This window comes from Nioella sp. MMSF_3534 (assembly GCF_030732985.1).
In the GTDB taxonomy this organism is placed as follows: domain Bacteria; phylum Pseudomonadota; class Alphaproteobacteria; order Rhodobacterales; family Rhodobacteraceae; genus Nioella.
The window spans coordinates 1-18,433 of record NZ_JASHJX010000061.1; the positions used below are offsets into that span (position 1 = coordinate 1).

Genomic DNA, 18,433 nt, shown 5'->3' on the forward strand with positions numbered 1-18,433 from the left:
TGTACACCCCCCGTACACCCCCTGTGCATATGAAATGCGGTTTCGCCGCCTGTCGGCGTCGACCGGTGAGCGGCCCTTCTCAACCCCCGGCTTGCGCCGGAGGCCTCGGCGGTCCGCGTTGCCACGGAGATGTGGCGACGGAGGTGCGCAGGGTCTGGCGGCGGGTCCGGTTGCGAGGGCGGGATGCCTCCGGCGGAGGTATTTGGGGCCAAGATGAAAGAGGCCGGGCAAAGGGGGGGAGGCGCGTGCCCGGTTGTAACCTGTGGGGCCGGGACATTCCCGATCCGTCCCATTTTCGTCAAACTGTCAGGGCAGTTTGGGCGCGTCACAAGTGCCAGGAGCATCCAGATGAGTCGCGTGTCCGTTTTCGTGGATGGAGAGAATATCTCGGCCAATTTCGCGCTGAAGATTTTCCATGCGGCGCAGGGGTTGGGAGAGGTCGATTTTTTGTGCGTCTATGGCGATGCGGGGCTGCTCACTGGCTGGGACGACACGCCGGGGTTCCGGCTGGTCCATTCCGGTAGCGGCAAGAATGCCGACGATCTGCTACTGACGGTCGATGCGATGGAGCGGGCCTTGAGCGGGGCCTGTGACGCGGTGGTCATCGCAAGCTCTGACGGGGATTTCCGGCATCTGGCCGGTCGGCTGCGCGAACGCGGGGTGACGGTGATGGGCATCGTGCAGGAGCGGGCGGGGCTGCGGTTCAAGGCCAGTTGCAGCCGGTTTGTGTCGCTCAGCCAGAAGAGCGCTGCGCGCAGGGATGAGGACGCACTCTCTGCTGGCCTACCTGCCGAACCCGATCCGGCACACACGGACGCGCCGCTTGCGGTCAGGAAATGGCCTGCTGCCATCACGCAGCTGATCCTCGAATTCGGGCAGTCCGGCGGGTTGACCACGAGTGAGCTTGGCATGCTGATGGGGGCCCGCCATCGCGTTCATATCCGCGACCATCCTGACAGGACATGGAAGGACTACCTGGAGAAGCGTCACGGTCTTTTTGAACTGGCGCAGGGGGCGCGGGGGCTGTGTGTTTCGGTTCGATCTGATCAAGCGGCCCATGTCGCGGCGGAGTAGCGCCGCGCAGGGGGCTGCCTGTCCAGCGTTGCTTGCCTGACAAGCCTGCGACTGCGAGTTGGCTGCAAGGGCGGGTTATTGCGCCGATCCGCGTGGTCATTGCCATTTCCCTAGCCGCACAGGGTTTTTCACGCTAGACTGCCGATCAGACCCGGAAAACCGGGCATTCAGAGGCAGTATCGGGCGGTACTCAATGACGGAAATGGCGCATGGCACGGTGCTCGTGCAATCTGGCGAAGCGATTCTGCCGCGGTGGTGGCGGACCGTGGATCGGGTCACGCTGGCCTGTATCCTGACCCTGTTCCTGATCGGGTTGCTTCTGGGATTTGCCGCCTCGCCGCCCCTGGCCGAACGCAACGGGCACGAACCCTTCTATTACGTGTACAAACAGGCGTTTTTCGGCGGCATGGCCTTCGTCGCGATGATCCTGACCTCGATGATGTCGCCCACCATGGTGCGCCGGATCGGGGTCATGGGGTTCTTCGGGGCTTTCGCGGCGCTGGCGCTGTTGCCGGTCTTTGGCACCGATTTCGGGCAGGGCGCGACGCGGTGGTATTCGCTTGGCTTTGCCTCCGTGCAGCCTTCGGAATTTCTCAAGCCCGTCTTCGTGATCTTCACCGCCTGGATGATCGCCGCCAGCCAGCAGATTGCCGGGCCTCCGGGGAAAACGCTGTCGCTCTTTGTGATGCTGATCATCGTGGGCTTTCTGGTGATGCAGCCCGATTACGGGCAGGGGGCGCTGATCCTGTTTGCCTGGGCGGTGATCTATTTCGTGGCCGGTGCGCCGATCTGGGTGCTTGGGCTGGTGGCGATCCTTGTCTGCGCGGGCGGGGTCTTTGCCTATTCCACATCCCAGCATGTGGCGCGGCGGATCGACGGGTTCCTGTCGCCCGAGGTCGATCCCAACACGCAGCTGGCCTATGCGGCCAATGCCATCCGTGAGGGCGGGATTTTCGGCACCGGTTTGGGGGAGGGATCGGTCAAGTGGACGCTGCCCGACGCCCATACGGATTTCATCATCGCCGTTGCGGCCGAGGAATACGGGCTGGTCCTGGTCCTTCTGATCATCGCGCTTTTCGCCACCGTGGCGATGCGGGCGTTTTTCCGGTTGATGAAGGAGCGCGACCCGTTTACCCGGCTGGCCGGTGCGGGGATTGCGTCGCTCTTCGCGCTGCAGTCGATCATCAATATGGGGGTGGCGGTGCGTCTGCTGCCCGCCAAGGGGATGACGCTGCCCTTCGTGTCCTATGGCGGGTCGTCGCTGATTGCGACGGGGATCGCTGTGGGGATGCTTCTGTCTTTCACCCGGTCGCGTCCACAGGGCGAGATCGGCGATATCCTTCTGAACCGGCACAGGTGAGTTCATGTCAAACGGCCCCCTCTTGATCATCGCGGCAGGCGGAACGGGCGGGCATATGTTTCCCGCGCAGGCGCTGGCCGAGGTGATGATCCGCAAGGGCTGGCGGGTGCGGCTGTCAACCGATGCGCGCGGGGCGCGTTATGCAGGCGGCTTCCCCCATATGGTCGAGGTGCGGCAGGTGGCGTCGGCCACTTTCGCGCGCGGGGGCGTGCTGGCCAAGCTGGTGGTGCCGTTCCGCATTCTGGGTGGGATCGTGTCGGCAACGCTTGGCATGATGCGTGACAAGCCTGCCGTGGTGGTGGGCTTTGGCGGCTATCCGACCATTCCGGCGCTTTCTGCTGCCTGGATCACGCGCAGGCCCCGGATGATCCATGAACAGAACGGGGTTCTGGGGCGGGTCAATAAGCTTTTCGCCAAGCGCGTTGATGCGGTGGCTTGCGGGACGTGGCCGACGGCTTTGCCCGCGGGCGTCGAGGGCATTCATACCGGCAACCCGGTGCGCGGGGCGGTGCTGGACCGGGCGGGCGCGGCCTATATCAGCCCCGGAGACTATCCCATGAGCCTGCTGGTGATCGGCGGCAGTCAAGGCGCGCGCATCCTGTCGGATGTGGTGCCCGCCGCCGTGGCGATGTTGCCCGAGGAGATCCGCCAATATGTGCGCGTCGCCCAACAGGCGCGCCCCGAAGATCAGGACCGGGTCATCGCCGCCTACTATGAAACGGGCGTGGGCTGCGAGGTCGAACCCTTCTTCCGCGATATCCCCCGCCGCCTGTCCGAGGCGCAGCTGGTGATCAGCCGCTCTGGTGCGTCCTCGGTCGCCGATATCTCGGTCATCGGGCGGCCCTCGATCCTGATCCCTTATGCCGCCGCCACCGCCGACCACCAGACCGCCAATGCCCAAGGGCTGGTCGATGCAGGCGCCGCGATCCGCATCCCTGAAAGCAAATTCACCCCTGAGGCGCTGGCCGAGGCTATCGCCACCGTGCTGACACAACCCGACGCCGCGCTGAGGATGTCTCAGGCCGCGCTGTCGGTCGGGATGCCCAATGCCACCGAGCTGCTGGTCGGGCTGGTCGAGGAGCTGGCCGGGGAAGACGCCACCGAAAAGGACACCGCATGAACGCCGCTGCCACCAAACTGCCCACCCAACTGGGCGCGATCCATTTCGTCGGCATTGGCGGCATCGGCATGTCGGGGATTGCCGAGGTGCTGCTGAACCATGGCTATGCGGTGCAGGGGTCGGACCTGAAACCCTCCAAGATCACCGAGCGGCTGGAATCCCTGGGCGCGCGTATCTTCATTGGGCAGGCCGCCGAGAACCTGGAGAATGCCGAGGTGGTGGTGATCTCGTCGGCCATCAAACCCGGCAACCCGGAGCTTGATGCCGCGCGTTTGCAGGGCCTGCCGGTCGTGCGCCGGGCCGAGATGCTGGCGGAACTGATGCGCCTGCGCTCGAACATCGCCGTGGCGGGGACGCATGGCAAGACCACCACCACGACCATGGTGGCGACGCTGTTGGATGCGGGTGGGGTTGATCCCACGGTGATCAATGGCGGTATCATCCACGCCTATGGATCGAACGCGCGGGTGGGGCAGGGCGACTGGATGGTGGTGGAGGCCGATGAAAGCGACGGCAGCTTCAACCGCCTGCCCGCCACCATCGCCATCATCACCAATATCGACCCCGAACATATGGAGCATTGGGGCGATTTCGACCGGCTGCGGCAGGGTTTCCTCGATTTCGCGTCGAACATTCCCTTCTACGGGCTGGCCGTCTGTTGCACCGATCACCCCGAGGTGCAGAGCCTCGTGGGCAAGATCACAGACCGGCGCGTGGTCACTTATGGCTTCAACGCGCAGGCCGATGTGCGGGCAGTGAACCTGACCTACAAGGCGGGCGTGGCGCATTTCGACATCCGTTTGGGCAATGAGGAGCAGGTGATCGAGGGCTGTACCTTGCCGATGCCGGGGGATCACAATGTCTCCAACGCCTTGGCCGCCGTGGCCGTGGCCCGCCATCTGGGGATGAAATCCGCTGAAATCCGGGAGGCTATGGCCAATTTCAAAGGCGTCAACCGCCGCTTCACCAAGGTGGGCGAGGTGGGCGGCATCACCATCATCGACGATTACGGCCACCATCCCGTTGAAATCGCCGCCGTGCTGAAAGCCGCCCGTCAGGCCACCGAGGGCCGGGTCATCGCCGTGCATCAGCCGCACCGCTACAGCCGGTTGCATTCGCTCTTTGACGACTTCTGCACCTGTTTCAACGAGGCCGATGTGGTCGCCATCGCCGAGGTCTACGCGGCGGGCGAGGATCCCATTGAAGGCGCGACGCGAGACGGTCTGGTCGCGGGCCTCGTCGCCCACGGCCACCGCCACGCCCGCGCCATATTGAACGAGGATGATCTGGAACGCTTGGTCCGCGAACAGGCCCGTCCGGGGGATATGGTCGTGTGCCTCGGGGCGGGGACGATCAGCGCATGGGCGCATGGGCTGCCGGAGCGGTTGAGGGAAGGGTGACAACAGGCATCTGAATGGTCGAGATCGCGGATATCAGGGATGAAATCAGTTTAGAGACTTGGCTCTCTAGTGTTTCCCCGGAGCATGGGGTGCTGCTGTCACATCGAGCGGCAGCGCGCGTCATGCCTTTGTATTGGGGATGGGCCGCTGAAAAGAGTTCGTTGTCCGAGTTGACCGATATCAGCCACTGGCGGCTCCTGCTTGTGACGCGCCTTCGAGCTGTCGAAGCGACTGAACAATTAGAGCGTGCCGTTTCATCTACTCTTAACTCTGTTGGCAAATTCGTACGGCCGGAAGACCTGAGTGCAAGCCATGCGCTCGATGCTGCCTTGGCCGCACTGGCAGCAGCGGATAATGCTACCTTTCTTGTCTTCAACTCGCATAGGGACGCTGCATCGGCAGTATACAGCTCCCATATTGCAGTGAGCACGACTGCGGACAGCATTCCTACAGCGGCATATGAAGACGTTTGGAGTGAAACGCGTAGAGATGCCAACCTATTTCAAGGCACGCAACTCACTGGTGGTCTATCGCTTTGGCCCGACAATGTCCCTCCCGCGATTCTGTTTCCGTGGCAAAGGGTCCGGGAGGCTTTGTCGAAGCAAATTCGACTTGGTGACACCGGCTGGCAATTCTGGATCGACTGGTACGAGGCTCAGTTGACCGGGGCAGACCAGAACTGGGAGATGTTGAAAGAGATCGTCCTGATCCCCGACGAGGATTGGAAGCAGGGCGCAGCGCATGTGAACGCGATGATCGCCGAGATTGTAGAGAAGTACAAACCCGACGATGTTGAGAGACCCCTAAAAACACTGCTTGCCGAAATGGAAGCCGGTTCTAAAGCTTCCATAGCGCGCGTCAAAGGCGCGATGATTGCCAATCGCTCCGAACTGCCGCCTACCTTTGACGCGGTTCTTGGGTTCATCTCCTTGGAAGTTCAGCGCTTGCAGAACCGGAATTACCGGGATGACGCTGACGAAGAAGAAAGCAAACGACAGATAAGAACTCTGACGACGCTCTACCAAGCCGTCGAGGGCTTGCAAACACTGGTGCCCGTTGCCGACACCATGTCCGAGGTCGATGCAGAGAAAGCCGAGCGTCTGTCGCGCCTGTTCCTCAACTCCTTTAGGAAATGGCCGCGAGAGAACGTGGATGAGGTGGCAGACAGCACCTATCGTTTCGGGTTGGTCGGGGCATCGTCCTACGTTCTAACGCTCTTGGGAATGCAACCTGGTCACGCACTTGCAGCGGCGTCGGTCTTCTTTGCTGGTAAGAGGATTGTTGAAACGGCCAAAGCGGCCAAGGACCTGTTCAATCCGGGAGGCGCCCCATGACCATTTCGCTCACGCTGGCCTGTGTCTGGGTCGTGGCGGCAGCCATTGTCGCGTTTCTGCCGATGCGGATGCAGTATGTGCCGGGGCTGACGCTGCTGGTGCTGGCGGTCCCTCTGCTCATCTATATCGGCATTCAGCATTCCTTCTGGGTGGTGTTGCTGGCCGTAATGGGGCTGGTGTCGATGTTTCGCCGTCCGCTCTGGTTTCTGGGACGACATTTGTGGGGACGTCTGAGAGAAGGAGGCACGTGATGCCGTTTTCCCTGACATTGGCGAGCCTTTGGGGGCTCACGGCCTGCCTGTTGGGCCTGACCCCGAGCCGCTTTCACTGGCCCGCGGCCTTTGCCTTGATCGCCACGGGCATTCCCTTGCTGGGATATGCGACCATGCAGATGGGGCCTTGGTGGGGCTTGGCCCTGCTGGCCGCTGGCGTGTCGGTCCTGCGCTGGCCGGTCTTCTACGCGGGGCGCTGGCTGCGCCGCCGCCTGTTGCAGCGGAGCGCGCATGAATCCTGAGGCGCTGATCGCCATCGGTACGGGGCTGGCTGTGGGCTCCGGCATCGGGTTTGTCCTTGGGCGCTATGCGGGCGGGGGCTGGCTGTTCAGCTTTTGCCTGCTGTTGGGCCTGCCCGCGCTAGGCCTGCTGAGCAGCGACGTGCTGGAGGCCATCGGCATTCCGCGCGAGGGGTTCAACCACCTGGGCTATTTCGCCTTCAGCATGTTTGTTCTGATGCCGGGCATGGCGGGGGCAATCGTCTTTGGCGGGATCGGCCTGTGGCGTGCGTCGCGGGTGCGCCGGGATGAGGATACGGAGTGATGTGGCCGCTGATCGGAATGGTGGCGGTCTGCCTCGTGCTCGGCTTCGCGCTGTCCTGGGCCATCGGGCGTTACCTCAGCCGGGCGCTGCTGCGCGGGGTCTGGCTGGCCTTGGTGCTGATCTTTGCCATGCTGATGTGGCCCGTAGTGCAGATCTGGGCGGGCTGGCGCGAGGGCACCGGGTTCGACGGCGTGGCGGAGTTCTACCTTGCCGTGGGCTTCGTGTTGCCGACGCTGGTGGCGGCGATTGTCGGGGGCCGGATGGGGGCCGCTGCCAGGGCGCGCCGGTCCGGGCTGGATCGGGGCTAAAGGCTGGACAGCTTTCCGCGACCGGGGCAGGGTAGGGCATGGTCTATGTCGTCCCGATTGTCTGTTTCGTGATCCCCCTGATCACCGGCACCGTCGCAATGCGGCACCGCAAGGGCTGGCTGGTGCCGGTTCTGGCGCTGCTTGGGGTGGCGATCATGGTCTGGGCGACCATGCAGGGCCGTCAGAGCACGGGGTTCGACGGGATGGGATATGCGATTGTCGCGATCCTGATGGCGGCGCCTACCATTCTGGGCGTGCTGATCGGCGGGGCGATCGGCTGGTTTCGCCGCCGGGGTGAGGCGAAGGGATGACGCCGGGGCTTGCGCCTGTGCCAAGGCGGCAGTAGCCAAGCGGATATGACACAGATGCCGACGCCAAGGGGCCGCCTGACGCCCGACCGCCCGCTTTCCGATCTGACCTGGCTGCGCGTCGGCGGGCCTGCGGACTGGCTGTTCCAACCTGCGGATATCGACGACTTGAGCGATTTCCTCGCCGCACTGGACCCGGCGGTTCCGGTCTTTCCCATGGGAGTGGGCTCGAACCTGATCGTGCGGGACGGGGGCCTGCGCGCGGTGGTGATCCGGTTGGGGCGCGGGTTCAACGGGATCGAGACCGGCGCGGGCACGGTGACGGCTGGCGCGGCGGCGCTTGACGCGCATGTGGCGCGCAAGGCGGCGGCGGCGGGGATGGACCTGACCTTCCTGCGGACCATTCCGGGCAGCATCGGCGGCGCGCTTCGGATGAATGCGGGCTGCTATGGCAGCTATGTGGCCGATCATTTCCTGTCAGCCGAGGCGGTGTTGCGGGATGGCAGTCGCGTCACGCTGACCCGCGATGACATTCATTTCCAGTACCGCCAGACCGATCTGCCAGAGGGCGCGGTCATCACCTCTGTCACCTTCCGGGCCAACCCCGGTGATCCGGAGGCGCTGGAGGCCCGTATGGCCGAACAACTGGCCAAGCGCGACGCCACGCAGCCCACGAAAGAGCGCAGCGCCGGCAGCACCTTCCGCAATCCGGCGGGGTTTTCCAGCACCGGCCGCGCCGATGATGTCCATGACCTTAAGGCCTGGAAGGTGATCGACGACGCAGGTATGCGCGGGGCCCGGCGGGGTGGCGCGCAGATGTCGGAGAAACACAGCAACTTTCTGCTCAATACCGGGGGGGCAACGGCGGATGACCTCGAGTCCCTTGGCGAAGAGGTTCGAAAAAGGGTTTTCCAAAACAGCGGAATAGAGCTAGTATGGGAAATCATGCGCGTCGGCGAACCGGCGGGCGGTGACAAGCCGGAGTAACCGGCGAAAACGATAAGCCAGACGGGCAGATAAGCCCGCGGCATGAATGAGGCACAGGTGGCGGATAGTTCGGGCAGAACACTCCCCACAGTTGCGGTTTTAATGGGCGGGCTCTCAGCCGAGCGCGAGGTCAGCCTGTCGTCCGGCAAGGAATGCGTAACCGCGCTGAGGGATGAAGGATTCACGGTGATCGAGGTCGATGCGGGCCTTGATCTGGCCGAACGGCTTGCCGAGATCAAACCAGATATCGTGTTCAACGCGCTTCACGGTCGGTGGGGCGAAGATGGCTGTGTGCAGGGCATCCTGGAATGGATGCGGCTGCCCTATACCCATTCGGGCGTTCTGGCCTCGGCCCTGGCGATGGATAAGCAGCGGTCCAAGGATGTGTTCCGCGCGGCGGGCATTCCGGTGATGGAGAGCATCATCGCCCCGAAATCCGAGATCATGGCCGCCCATCTGATGGACCCACCCTATGTGGTGAAGCCCAATAACGAGGGCTCTTCCGTCGGGGTCTATATCGTGCAGGAGGCGGCGAACGGCCCGCCGGCGCTGTCCGAAGACATGCCCGACATGCTGATGGTCGAGACCTATGCGCCGGGCCGGGAACTGACCGTCACCGTGATGGGCGACCGGGCGCTGACCGTAACCGAGATCTTCACAGATGGCTGGTATGATTACCACGCCAAGTATTCCGTTGGCGGATCGCGCCACGAGATGCCCGCCGATGTGCCGCAGGACGTGTTCGACGCCTGCATGGAACAGGCCCTGACCGCCCATAAGGCGCTTGGCTGCCGGGGCGTGAGCCGCGCCGATTTCCGGTGGGACGACACGCGCGGGCTGGATGGGCTGATCATGTTGGAGGTCAACACGCAGCCCGGCATGACGCCCACTTCACTCAGCCCCGAGCAGGGCGAACATTGCGGCATCAGCTTTGGCCAGATGTGCGCCTGGATGGTGGAGGACGCGTCATGCGACAGATAATCCGCCGCCGGGGGGATGCGCCGCGCGATCCCGCGCCTTCGCGCTGGTCTTATCGCGCGCAACGTCTGTGGCTGACGCCGCTGTTCCGGTCGGTTCTGCGGGTCGGTATCCCGTCTTTCCTGATTGCGGGGGCGGTCGGGCTCTACGCCTCTGACCCCGCCAATATCCAGCGATTGCAGGACAGTGTCGCGGAGATCCGCCGCTCGGTCGAGGATCGGCCAGAATTCCGCGTGAACCTGATGGCCATCGAGGGCGCGACCCCGGTGCTGGCCGAGGAAATCCGCGCGACGCTGGCGCTGGACTTTCCCACATCCTCCTTCGATCTGGACCTGCCGCGTCTGCGCGCGCGGGTGGAGGAAATCCGCGCCGTGGACACGGCGGAACTGCGCGTCCGGTCCGGGGGCGAATTGGCGGTCATCGTGACCGAACGCCGCCCCGCCATGGTCTGGCAGGCGCGCGAGGGGCTTTGGGTCGTGGATGCGGGCGGCGAACGGGTGGCGCCTCTGCTGGCGCGGCCAAGGCTGGTGGATCTGCCGGTGATTTCCGGCGATGGCGCCAATGACGCGGCAGAGGAAGCGATGGCGCTCTTTGCCGTGGCGCGTCCGCTTGGGGACCGGCTGCGGGGCCTCGTGCGGATGGGCGAACGCCGGTGGGACGTGGTGCTGGAGGACGGGCCGCGCATCCTGCTGCCCGCCGATCAGCCGATGCGCGCGCTGGAAGAAGTGCTGGCCCTGCATGATGCGCAGGAGCTTTTGGACAGGGATGTGGCTCGCGTCGACATGCGCGATGGCACGCGGACGGTGTTGCAACTGACCCCGCAGGCAATGGCGGAACTGCGCCGCATGCGGGCGACGGATATCACGGGAGACCGGAACGGATGAGTATGCTGTATCAGTCACAGCGGGCCATGCGGGCCAAGCGACAGGAAGCCATGCGCCGGGGCGTGATCGCCATTCTGGATATTGGCAGCTACAAGACCTCGTGCCTTGTGCTGCGCTTCGACAGCTCGGACGACCTGCGCCCCTCGGAAGAGGTGGGCGCAATGGCGGGGCAGTCGAATTTCCGGGTGATCGGCGCGGCCACGACCCGATCCCGCGGGGTGAAGTTCGGCGAGATCGACACCGTGCAGGAAACCGAGCGCGCCATTCGCACCGCCGTACAGGCAGCGCAGAAAATGGCCAATATGCGCGTCGATCATGTGATTGTCAGCTTCTCTGGCGCGCGGCCCCGGTCCTACGGGCTGGTGGGCGAAACCAGTTTGCAGACCGGCACCGTGACCGAATGCGATGTGGCCCGCGCGCTGGCGGCCTGCGACGTGCCCGATATCGGCGAGGGGCGCGAGGTGCTGCACGCGCAGCCGGTGAATTTCGCGCTCGACCACCGGTCGGGGCTGAAGGACCCGCGCGGCCATGTGGGCAACCGCCTGTCGGCGGATATGCATATGCTGACCATCGAGGCCCATGCGATCGAGACGCTGCTGCATTGCGTAAAGCGTTGCGATCTGGAACTGGCCGGGGTGGCCTCTTCCCCTTACGTGGCGGGCGTTTCCAGCCTCGTGGAAGACGAGCAGGAGCTCGGCGCGGCCTGCATCGATCTGGGGGGCGGCACCACGGGCGTGTCGATCTTCATCAAGAAACACATGATTTACGCGGACACCGTGCGGATGGGCGGCGACCACGTCACCAGCGATATCAGCCAGGGGTTGCAGATCCCGGCTGCGGATGCGGAACGGATCAAGACCCGCTTTGGCGGGCTGGTCGCGACCGGCATGGATGACCGCGAACGGATCGAGCTGGAAAGCGATACCGGCGATTGGGAACATGACCGCCGCTCGATCAGCCGGGCGGAGCTGATCGGCGTGATGCGGCCGCGGGTGGAGGAGATCCTCGAAGAGGTGCGCGCCACTCTGGAGGATGCAGGCTTCGACCATCTGCCCTCGCAACGCATCGTGCTGACCGGCGGCGGCAGCCAGATTCCGGGCCTTGACCAGCTGGCCAGCCGCATCCTTGGCAACCAGGTGCGCCTTGGCCGCCCGCTGCGGGTGCAGGGCCTGCCGCAATCGGCCTGCGGGCCGGCCTTTTCCGCCTGTGTGGGGCTGGCGCTGTTTGCCGCTTACCCGCAGGATGAATGGTGGGATTTCGAGGTTCCCGCCGACAGATACCCCGCCCGGTCCCTGCGCCGCGCGGTGAAATGGTTCCGCGACAACTGGTGATCCGCGGATAAATCAGCCGGACCGGACCCTGCATCTTTGGTGTGGGGCCGGTAATTTGACGCTAGATGCAGGGGCCACGAGCAAAATCCCGCCGCCATGCCCGGATTCTGCCCCATATTTCGCGTCATTGGGCCAGTTTTTGCGTGACGCCCTGCCGCGAACGCGTTAGGATTCAATCCAAACAAGGCAGAAATCGGCTATCCGGCACAAGATCGGGGCCATCAAACAAGAACCACAGGCGGACTTTCAAATGACCCTGAATTTGACCATGCCGGATCAACCGGACCTGAAGCCGCGCATCACCGTGTTTGGCGTTGGCGGGGCAGGCGGCAATGCCGTCAACAACATGATCGACCAAGAGCTTGACGGCTGCGAATTCGTGGTCGCCAACACCGATGCGCAGGCATTGCAGCATTCCAAATCCTCCTCTCGCATCCAGATGGGCGCGAAAGTGACGGAAGGTCTGGGCGCGGGCGCGCGCCCTGCCGTGGGTGCCTCTGCCGCCGAGGAAAGCATCGAGACCATCGTTGATCACCTGGTCGGCGCGCATATGTGCTTCATCACCGCCGGGATGGGCGGCGGCACCGGCACCGGCGCGGCCCCGATCATCGCGCAGGCCGCCCGTGAACTGGGCGTGCTGACCGTCGGTGTCGTGACCAAGCCCTTCCAGTTCGAAGGGGCCAAGCGCATGCGTCAGGCCGATGAGGGCATCGAGGCGCTGCAAAAGGTCGTCGACACGCTGATCATCATCCCCAACCAGAACCTGTTCCGGCTGGCGAATGAGAAGACCACCTTCACCGAAGCCTTCGCGCTGGCCGATGACGTTCTTTACCAGGGCGTCAAGGGTGTGACCGACCTGATGGTTCGTCCGGGCCTGATCAACCTCGACTTCGCCGACGTGCGCGCGGTGATGAACGAGATGGGCAAGGCGATGATGGGCACCGGCGAAAGCGAGGGCGAAGATCGCGCGGTTCAGGCCGCCGAGCGCGCCATTGCCAACCCGCTGCTGGATGAAATCAGCCTCAAGGGCGCCCGTGGCGTGCTGATCAACATCACCGGTGGCTATGACCTGACGCTGTTCGAGCTGGATGAAGCCGCGAACCGCATCCGCGAGGAAGTGGATCCGGAGGCCAATATCATCGTGGGCTCGACCCTCGATACCGAGATGGAAGGCAAGATGCGCGTGTCCGTCGTGGCCACCGGCATCGACGCCGCCGAGATCCACCAGGACATTCCGGCACCGATGCGCCGCCTGCACGCGGACTCGGTGGCCATGTCGGGCCGGGGTAGTGCTGCCGCTGCGGCGGCTCCGATGATGCTGGAAGAAGAGATCGAGGAAGACCAGCCCGCAGCCACGCCGGAACCCAGCCTCTTTACCCGCTTCGATGCGGAAACCGCCCATGAACAGGCAGAAGACCTGTTCGAAGAGGATGACAGCATTCCGGCCCCGGCCTACACGCCTCAGGTGGCCGAATCCGCTCCGGCCCCGCGCCCGGAGGCTCGCGTCGCTTCGGAACCGGTGGAGGAAGACTACGTCGCCCCGCGCGCCAACAAGGGTCATCCGACCCCGGAAACGCTGGCCCGTCTGCGCGATGCGATTGCAAAGGACCGTGGCAATGCGCCCCGTGCCGCCACCCCGGCCCCCGAGGCGGAGGATCACGGCAGCAGATCGCGCTTCGGCATCAACTCGCTGCTCAACCGCATGACCGGCCATGGCGAAGAGGCCCCGGTGCCCACTCAGCGCCGTCAGCCAAGCATGCAGACGCGTGCCCATCACGAGGATGACCAGGTCGATCCCGAGCAAGACCGGATCGAGATCCCGGCCTTCCTGCGCCGTCAGGCGAACTGATCGCGTTACACATTGTGACCAAGAGGGCCGCCCTTCGGGGCGGTCCTTTTTCGTTTAGGGTCAGGGGGATACGTGGTTATCCACAGGTCGGTGGCGAAAAACTGCCGACATATTTCCGCTTTGTTGCAGCGAGTCACAATCCTTGAATTGTTAATCATGGAAGAGGCGGTTAAGCCCTTGGTCATGCAAATGGAGGGGGCACTCTGTTTGCCATGGGGATTGCGTCAGGGCCGTGGGATGTGGCCGCACCGATCCTCGTGATCCTGGGACAGACAGTGGAGCGCGCCTTGCAGGCCACCATCAGAACAGCAGTTCAATTCAAGGGCATCGGGCTTCATTCAGGGCGTCCGGCGCGATTGACGATTCATCCGGCGGCGGCCTCTTTCGGCATCTGGTTTCGGCGCACCGACATCACCGACCGTGACAACATGATCCCGGCCCGCTACGACGCGGTGCCGCAAAGCCAGCTATGCACCATCCTGCGCAACGAGGCCGGTGTCGAGGTCTCGACCGTGGAACATGTGATGGCGGCGCTTGTGGGCTGCGGCGTGCACAATGCGCTGGTGGAAATTGACGGGCCGGAAGTGCCGATCCTCGACGGGTCTGCCGCGCAATTCGTGCGGGGCATTCTGGCGCGCGGCGTGCAGGGGCAGGGCAGTGCGATCACCGCGATCGAGATCCTGACCGAGGTCAGCGTCGAACAGGGCGAGGCCCGCGCCACGCTGCGCCCCTCGGCCAGCATGAAGATGCGCTTCGATATCGAGTTTCCTGATGCCGCCATCGGCCGCCAGACCCGCGAGATGGATCTGTGCAACGGCCATTTCGTGCGTGAACTATGCGATAGCCGCACCTTCTGCCGCCAGGCGGATGTGGAATTCATGCAGGCCAACGGGCTCGCGCTTGGCGGTGTGCCCGGTGAAAACGCGGTTGTCGTGGACGGGGATTATGTGACCAGCCCGGGCGGTCTGCGCCACGCGGATGAACCCGTGCGCCACAAGATGCTGGATGCGCTTGGCGATCTGGGCCTTGCCGGGGCGCCGGTGCTTGGCGAATACGAGGGCGTGCGCGCCGGTCACATGCTGACCAACCAGCTGTTGCGAAAGCTGTTCGCGACCCCCGGCGCGTGGCGCATGGTGGAATGCACGCCCGATCAGGCGGCGCAGCTTCCCGGCGTCGATCTGCACCCCGAGGACTTGTCCGCCGTTGCGTGAAACGCGCGAGGGACGATTCAGGCGTTTTGCCCTCAGAATTAATGTGCTAGGACCAATGGCAGAGAGGGCAGGCAAGCAAGCTTGCCGCAAGTAGACGCATGAGGTTTCGGGCAATGGCACGGGGGCGAGGATTGCTGAGAACGGGGTTGAAAGCGAGCGTGGCATTGGCCTTGGTCCTGTCGCTTTCGGCATGTGCCAGCTGGCGCAACCGCAACAACGACACCCCGATCGAGGAGATGGAGGCGCAGCCGATCTTCCAGCAGGCCGAGGCCGAGATGGAAGCGGGAAATCCCGATGATGCCGCCGCCCTGTTCCTTGAGGTCGAACGCCTGCACCCCTATTCGGAATGGGCCCGGCGCGCGCTGATCATGGCCACCTATGCCTATCATCAGGACCGCGATTACGAGAACAGCCGCGCAACCGCGCAGCGCTTCCTCGATTTCTACCCCGCCGATGAAGACGCCGCCTATGCGCAGTATCTGCTGGCCCTGTCCTACTATGACCAGATCGACCAGGTGGGCCGCGACCAGGGCCTGACCTACCAGGCACTGCAGGCGCTTCGGGTGGTGATCGAACGCTACCCGGACAGTGAATATGCCGCCTCTGCGATCCTGAAATTCGACCTGGCCTTCGACCATCTGGCGAGCAAGGAGATGGAGATCGGGCGCTACTACCTGCGCCGCGAGAATTATACGGCGGCCATCAACCGCTTCCGCGTGGTGGTGGAGCAATTCCAGACCACCAGCCATACGCCCGAGGCGCTGATGCGTCTGGTCGAGGCCTATCTGGCGCTTGGCCTGCCCAATGAGGCCCAGACCGCCGGCGCGATCCTGGGTCACAACTTCCAGGCCTCGCCCTTCTATGACGATGCCTTCCGCCTGCTCAACGATCAGGAACTGGCACCGGAGGCTGCGGGCGAAAGCTGGTTGCGCGAGATCTGGCAGCAGACGGTGCGCGGGGAATGGCTCTGACGCTCAAGGGCCGTGAGGGCAGAGATGCTGCGCAATCTCGACATTCGTGACATGCTGATCATCGACCGGCTGGAGCTGAGCTTCCAGCCGGGTCTGAATGTGCTGACCGGCGAAACCGGGGCGGGCAAGTCGATTTTGCTCGATTCCCTTGGCTTCGTTCTGGGGTGGCGGGGCCGCGCCGATCTGGTGCGCGCGGGGGCGGACCAGGGCGAGGTCGAGGCGGTCTTCGATCTGCCGGACGGGCATGGAGCGCATGCGGTGCTGGAAGAGGCGGGCCTGCCCGGTGGCGATGAACTGATCCTGCGCCGCGTGAACACCGCGCAGGGGCGCAAGACGGCCTGGGTCAATGATCGGCGGGTCTCGGGCGATGTGCTGCGGGCGCTGTCTGACACGCTGGTAGAGCTGCACGGGCAGGGCGATGACCGGGGCCTGCTGGATCCGCGCGTGCATCGGGACATGCTGGACGAGTTCGGCGGGCTTGGGGCGCGGCGCGACGAGGTGGCAGCCCTGTGGCGAGCCGTATCAGCCGCCGGTCGGGCGCTGGCCGAGGCCGAAGCCGAAGCGGCGGAGCTGAAGGCCGAAGAGGATTTCCTGCGCCATGCGGTGGAGGAACTGGATGCGCTCGACCCGCAACCGGGCGAGGAAGAGGTGCTCGACGCGCGCCGCCGCCTGATGCAGGGGGCGGAGAAGATGCGGTCCGACGTGGCGCGGGCGCTGGAGGCGCTTGGGAGCCAGGGGGGCGAGGGCGCTCTGTCGGATGCGCTGCGCTGGCTCGACGGGTTGACAGACAAGGCCGAGGGCGGGCTGGAGCAGCCGCTGGCCGCGCTCGAACGGGCGCTTGTGGAACTGGGCGAGGCGCAGGCGGGGGTGGAGGCCTTCGCGGAGCGGCTGAGCTTCAACCCCGCAGAGCTGGAAGAAACCGAAGAGCGGCTGTTCGCGCTTAGGGCGCTGGCGCGAAAGCATGGCGTGGCCCCCGATGATCTGGGCGGCTTCGCGGAAGAATTGCGCGGACGGCTGGAGGCGCTGGACGGGTCGGTCGCGCATCTGGGGGCGCTGAAAACGGCGCGGGACCGGGCGCGGGCAGCGTTTGACGCAGCAGCCGGTGCATTGACCAAAGCGCGCATGGACGCGGCGGCGCGTCTTGATGCGCGGATCATGCAGGAACTTGCACCGCTGAAGATGGAACGCGCGGTCTTCGTGACCGAGATCACGCGGGCGGAACCCGGCCCGACCGGGCAGGACGCGGTGGTCTTCGCCGCCCGCACCAACCCCGGCGCGCCGATCGGGCCTCTGAACAAGGTGGCCTCGGGCGGGGAACTGTCGCGGTTTCTGCTGGCGATGAAGGTCTGCCTGAGCGAGCGGGCCGAGGGGCTGACGATGATCTTTGACGAGATCGACCGGGGCGTGGGCGGGGCCACGGCGGACGCGGTTGGGCGGCGGCTGAAGGCGCTGGCGGAGGGCAGCCAGGTGCTGGTTGTCACACACTCACCACAGGTTGCGGCGCTTGGGGCGCATCACTGGCGGGTGGAAAAGCGTGTCGAGGGCGAGGTGACGCTGAGCCGGGTTGTGCCCCTGTCGGACGCGGATCGCGTGGGCGAGGTGGCGCGGATGCTGTCGGGCGACACGGTGACCGATGCCGCGCATGAGGCGGCGCGGGAATTGCTGAAGCTCTGAGCGGTTTCGCCGACTGCGTCGTCGACCCGCGAGCGGCCCTCGTCAACCCCCGCTTTCGCGGGGGCCTCCTCGGGCCGCGTTGCCACGGGATATCGGAGGGATCGCTGAGAAAATGGCCCTTGTTGCACGGGCTTTGCGGTCCTGGCTGTCTGCCGAGAGCCCCTGAAGCCGGGATCTGCCCGCTTCAGGGCCTTTGCAAGCCTTTTGCCGTCCCCCGGCCTGTCAAGGCCAAGCCGCCTTGCGGCGGGCGCTGGCGCGCGCCTTGACAGGCCGGGAAACGGCGCGCGGCGGGACTGACATCGCGATTTTCATTGCTGTGAAAAGCGGTTAGGGATGGGGAAAGCCGGTGCGCAGCGGGCGGGCCGGATGATTGCGAGGATGACGGCCCCGTGTCAGGCGAGAAACAGCCCTTTTTGCGCGATCAGCTGAGCCAGGCGGTGACGGCTGCACGGGGCGGATGGGACGTGCTGCGCCACAAGGGGCCAAGCCAGATCCAGTTCTGGTTCATCGCGCTGGCCGTTGGTATCGCGGCGGGGTTCGCGGCGCTCTTCTTCCGCAAGGGCATCGATTGGCTGCAAAGCACGATCTATGGCGTTGAAGACCCGCGCATGCTGCACAGCTTTGCCGAAGGTCTGCCGTGGTTCCTGATCCTTGTCGCGCCAATCATCGGCGGCTTGATCGTGGGGCTGATCCTGCACTGGTTCACGCCGGATGGGCGGGTGCGCGCGGTGGCCGATGTGATCGAGGGCGCGGCGCTGGCCGATGGCCGGGTGGAGCAGAAGGCGGGGATCGCCTCTGCCGTAGCCTCGCTGATCACGCTGTCCTCGGG

General features: G+C 64.7%; 18 protein-coding genes and 1 pseudogene. All 19 read left to right on the forward strand.

What is annotated here, in order from left to right; genetic code table 11:
- Positions 1 to 348: 348 nt before the first annotated feature.
- Positions 349 to 1,074 (forward strand): NYN domain-containing protein, encoded by a 726-nt coding sequence (locus tag RBB16_RS18645; protein WP_306047561.1) that lies wholly within the window; start codon positions 349 to 351, stop codon positions 1,072 to 1,074.
- Positions 1,075 to 1,267: 193 nt separating this feature from the next.
- A complete protein-coding gene (ftsW, locus tag RBB16_RS18650) occupies positions 1,268 to 2,434 on the forward strand; it encodes a putative lipid II flippase FtsW (protein WP_306047562.1) in 1,167 nt (388 codons plus the stop codon).
- Positions 2,435 to 2,438: 4 nt separating this feature from the next.
- The gene (locus tag RBB16_RS18655; RefSeq protein WP_306047563.1) at positions 2,439 to 3,554 is read left to right on the forward strand and encodes a UDP-N-acetylglucosamine--N-acetylmuramyl-(pentapeptide) pyrophosphoryl-undecaprenol N-acetylglucosamine transferase; all 1,116 of its coding nucleotides are present in this window, start codon (positions 2,439 to 2,441) and stop codon (positions 3,552 to 3,554) included.
- Positions 3,551 to 4,954 carry a UDP-N-acetylmuramate--L-alanine ligase gene (gene murC / locus RBB16_RS18660; protein ID WP_306047564.1) on the forward strand — a complete coding sequence of 468 codons (1,404 nt, stop codon included), beginning with the start codon at positions 3,551 to 3,553 and terminating at the stop codon, positions 4,952 to 4,954. The genes RBB16_RS18655 and murC overlap by 4 nt, the downstream gene beginning before the upstream one ends.
- A gap of 14 nt (positions 4,955 to 4,968) precedes the next feature.
- A complete protein-coding gene (locus tag RBB16_RS18665) occupies positions 4,969 to 6,288 on the forward strand; it encodes a hypothetical protein (protein WP_306047565.1) in 1,320 nt (439 codons plus the stop codon).
- Positions 6,285 to 6,539 (forward strand): DUF2484 family protein, encoded by a 255-nt coding sequence (locus RBB16_RS18670; RefSeq protein WP_306047566.1) that lies wholly within the window; start codon positions 6,285 to 6,287, stop codon positions 6,537 to 6,539. Before RBB16_RS18665 ends, RBB16_RS18670 begins: the two co-directional genes overlap by 4 nt.
- The gene (locus RBB16_RS18675; protein WP_306047567.1) at positions 6,539 to 6,802 is read left to right on the forward strand and encodes a DUF2484 family protein; all 264 of its coding nucleotides are present in this window, start codon (positions 6,539 to 6,541) and stop codon (positions 6,800 to 6,802) included. Before RBB16_RS18670 ends, RBB16_RS18675 begins: the two co-directional genes overlap by 1 nt.
- Positions 6,792 to 7,103, forward strand: a complete 312-nt coding sequence (locus tag RBB16_RS18680; RefSeq protein ID WP_306047568.1) for a hypothetical protein — start codon at positions 6,792 to 6,794, stop codon at positions 7,101 to 7,103. The genes RBB16_RS18675 and RBB16_RS18680 overlap by 11 nt, the downstream gene beginning before the upstream one ends.
- Positions 7,103 to 7,411: a hypothetical protein gene (locus RBB16_RS18685; protein WP_306047569.1), complete on the forward strand. Its 309-nt coding sequence runs from the start codon at positions 7,103 to 7,105 to the stop codon at positions 7,409 to 7,411. Before RBB16_RS18680 ends, RBB16_RS18685 begins: the two co-directional genes overlap by 1 nt.
- A 38-nt stretch (positions 7,412 to 7,449) precedes the next feature.
- The gene (locus RBB16_RS18690) at positions 7,450 to 7,722 is read left to right on the forward strand and encodes a hypothetical protein (protein ID WP_306047570.1); all 273 of its coding nucleotides are present in this window, start codon (positions 7,450 to 7,452) and stop codon (positions 7,720 to 7,722) included.
- A 45-nt stretch (positions 7,723 to 7,767) separates the two neighbouring features.
- Positions 7,768 to 8,706, forward strand: coding sequence for a UDP-N-acetylmuramate dehydrogenase (murB, locus tag RBB16_RS18695; RefSeq protein WP_306047571.1), 939 nt, complete (start codon positions 7,768 to 7,770; stop codon positions 8,704 to 8,706).
- A 102-nt stretch (positions 8,707 to 8,808) separates the two neighbouring features.
- The gene (locus tag RBB16_RS18700) at positions 8,809 to 9,687 is read left to right on the forward strand and encodes a D-alanine--D-alanine ligase (RefSeq protein WP_306047572.1); all 879 of its coding nucleotides are present in this window, start codon (positions 8,809 to 8,811) and stop codon (positions 9,685 to 9,687) included.
- Positions 9,675 to 10,568: a cell division protein FtsQ/DivIB gene (locus tag RBB16_RS18705; RefSeq protein WP_306047573.1), complete on the forward strand. Its 894-nt coding sequence runs from the start codon at positions 9,675 to 9,677 to the stop codon at positions 10,566 to 10,568. Before RBB16_RS18700 ends, RBB16_RS18705 begins: the two co-directional genes overlap by 13 nt.
- Entirely contained in the window at positions 10,565 to 11,899 is a 1,335-nt protein-coding gene (gene ftsA, locus RBB16_RS18710; RefSeq protein WP_306047574.1) for a cell division protein FtsA, read from the forward strand. Before RBB16_RS18705 ends, ftsA begins: the two co-directional genes overlap by 4 nt.
- A gap of 250 nt (positions 11,900 to 12,149) precedes the next feature.
- Entirely contained in the window at positions 12,150 to 13,748 is a 1,599-nt protein-coding gene (gene ftsZ, locus RBB16_RS18715; protein ID WP_306047575.1) for a cell division protein FtsZ, read from the forward strand.
- Positions 13,749 to 14,035: 287 nt separating this feature from the next.
- Complete coding sequence (lpxC, locus tag RBB16_RS18720) at positions 14,036 to 14,959, forward strand: UDP-3-O-acyl-N-acetylglucosamine deacetylase (RefSeq protein ID WP_071690281.1); 924 nt, start codon at positions 14,036 to 14,038, stop codon at positions 14,957 to 14,959.
- Between the two features lie 113 nt (positions 14,960 to 15,072).
- The gene (locus RBB16_RS18725) at positions 15,073 to 15,930 is read left to right on the forward strand and encodes an outer membrane protein assembly factor BamD (RefSeq protein ID WP_071690271.1); all 858 of its coding nucleotides are present in this window, start codon (positions 15,073 to 15,075) and stop codon (positions 15,928 to 15,930) included.
- Positions 15,931 to 15,954: 24 nt separating this feature from the next.
- Positions 15,955 to 17,604 carry a DNA repair protein RecN gene (gene recN / locus RBB16_RS18730; RefSeq protein ID WP_306047576.1) on the forward strand — a complete coding sequence of 550 codons (1,650 nt, stop codon included), beginning with the start codon at positions 15,955 to 15,957 and terminating at the stop codon, positions 17,602 to 17,604.
- 389 nt (positions 17,605 to 17,993) lie between these two features.
- Positions 17,994 to 18,433 (forward strand): annotated as a pseudogene (locus RBB16_RS18735) (chloride channel protein); the annotation flags it as partial.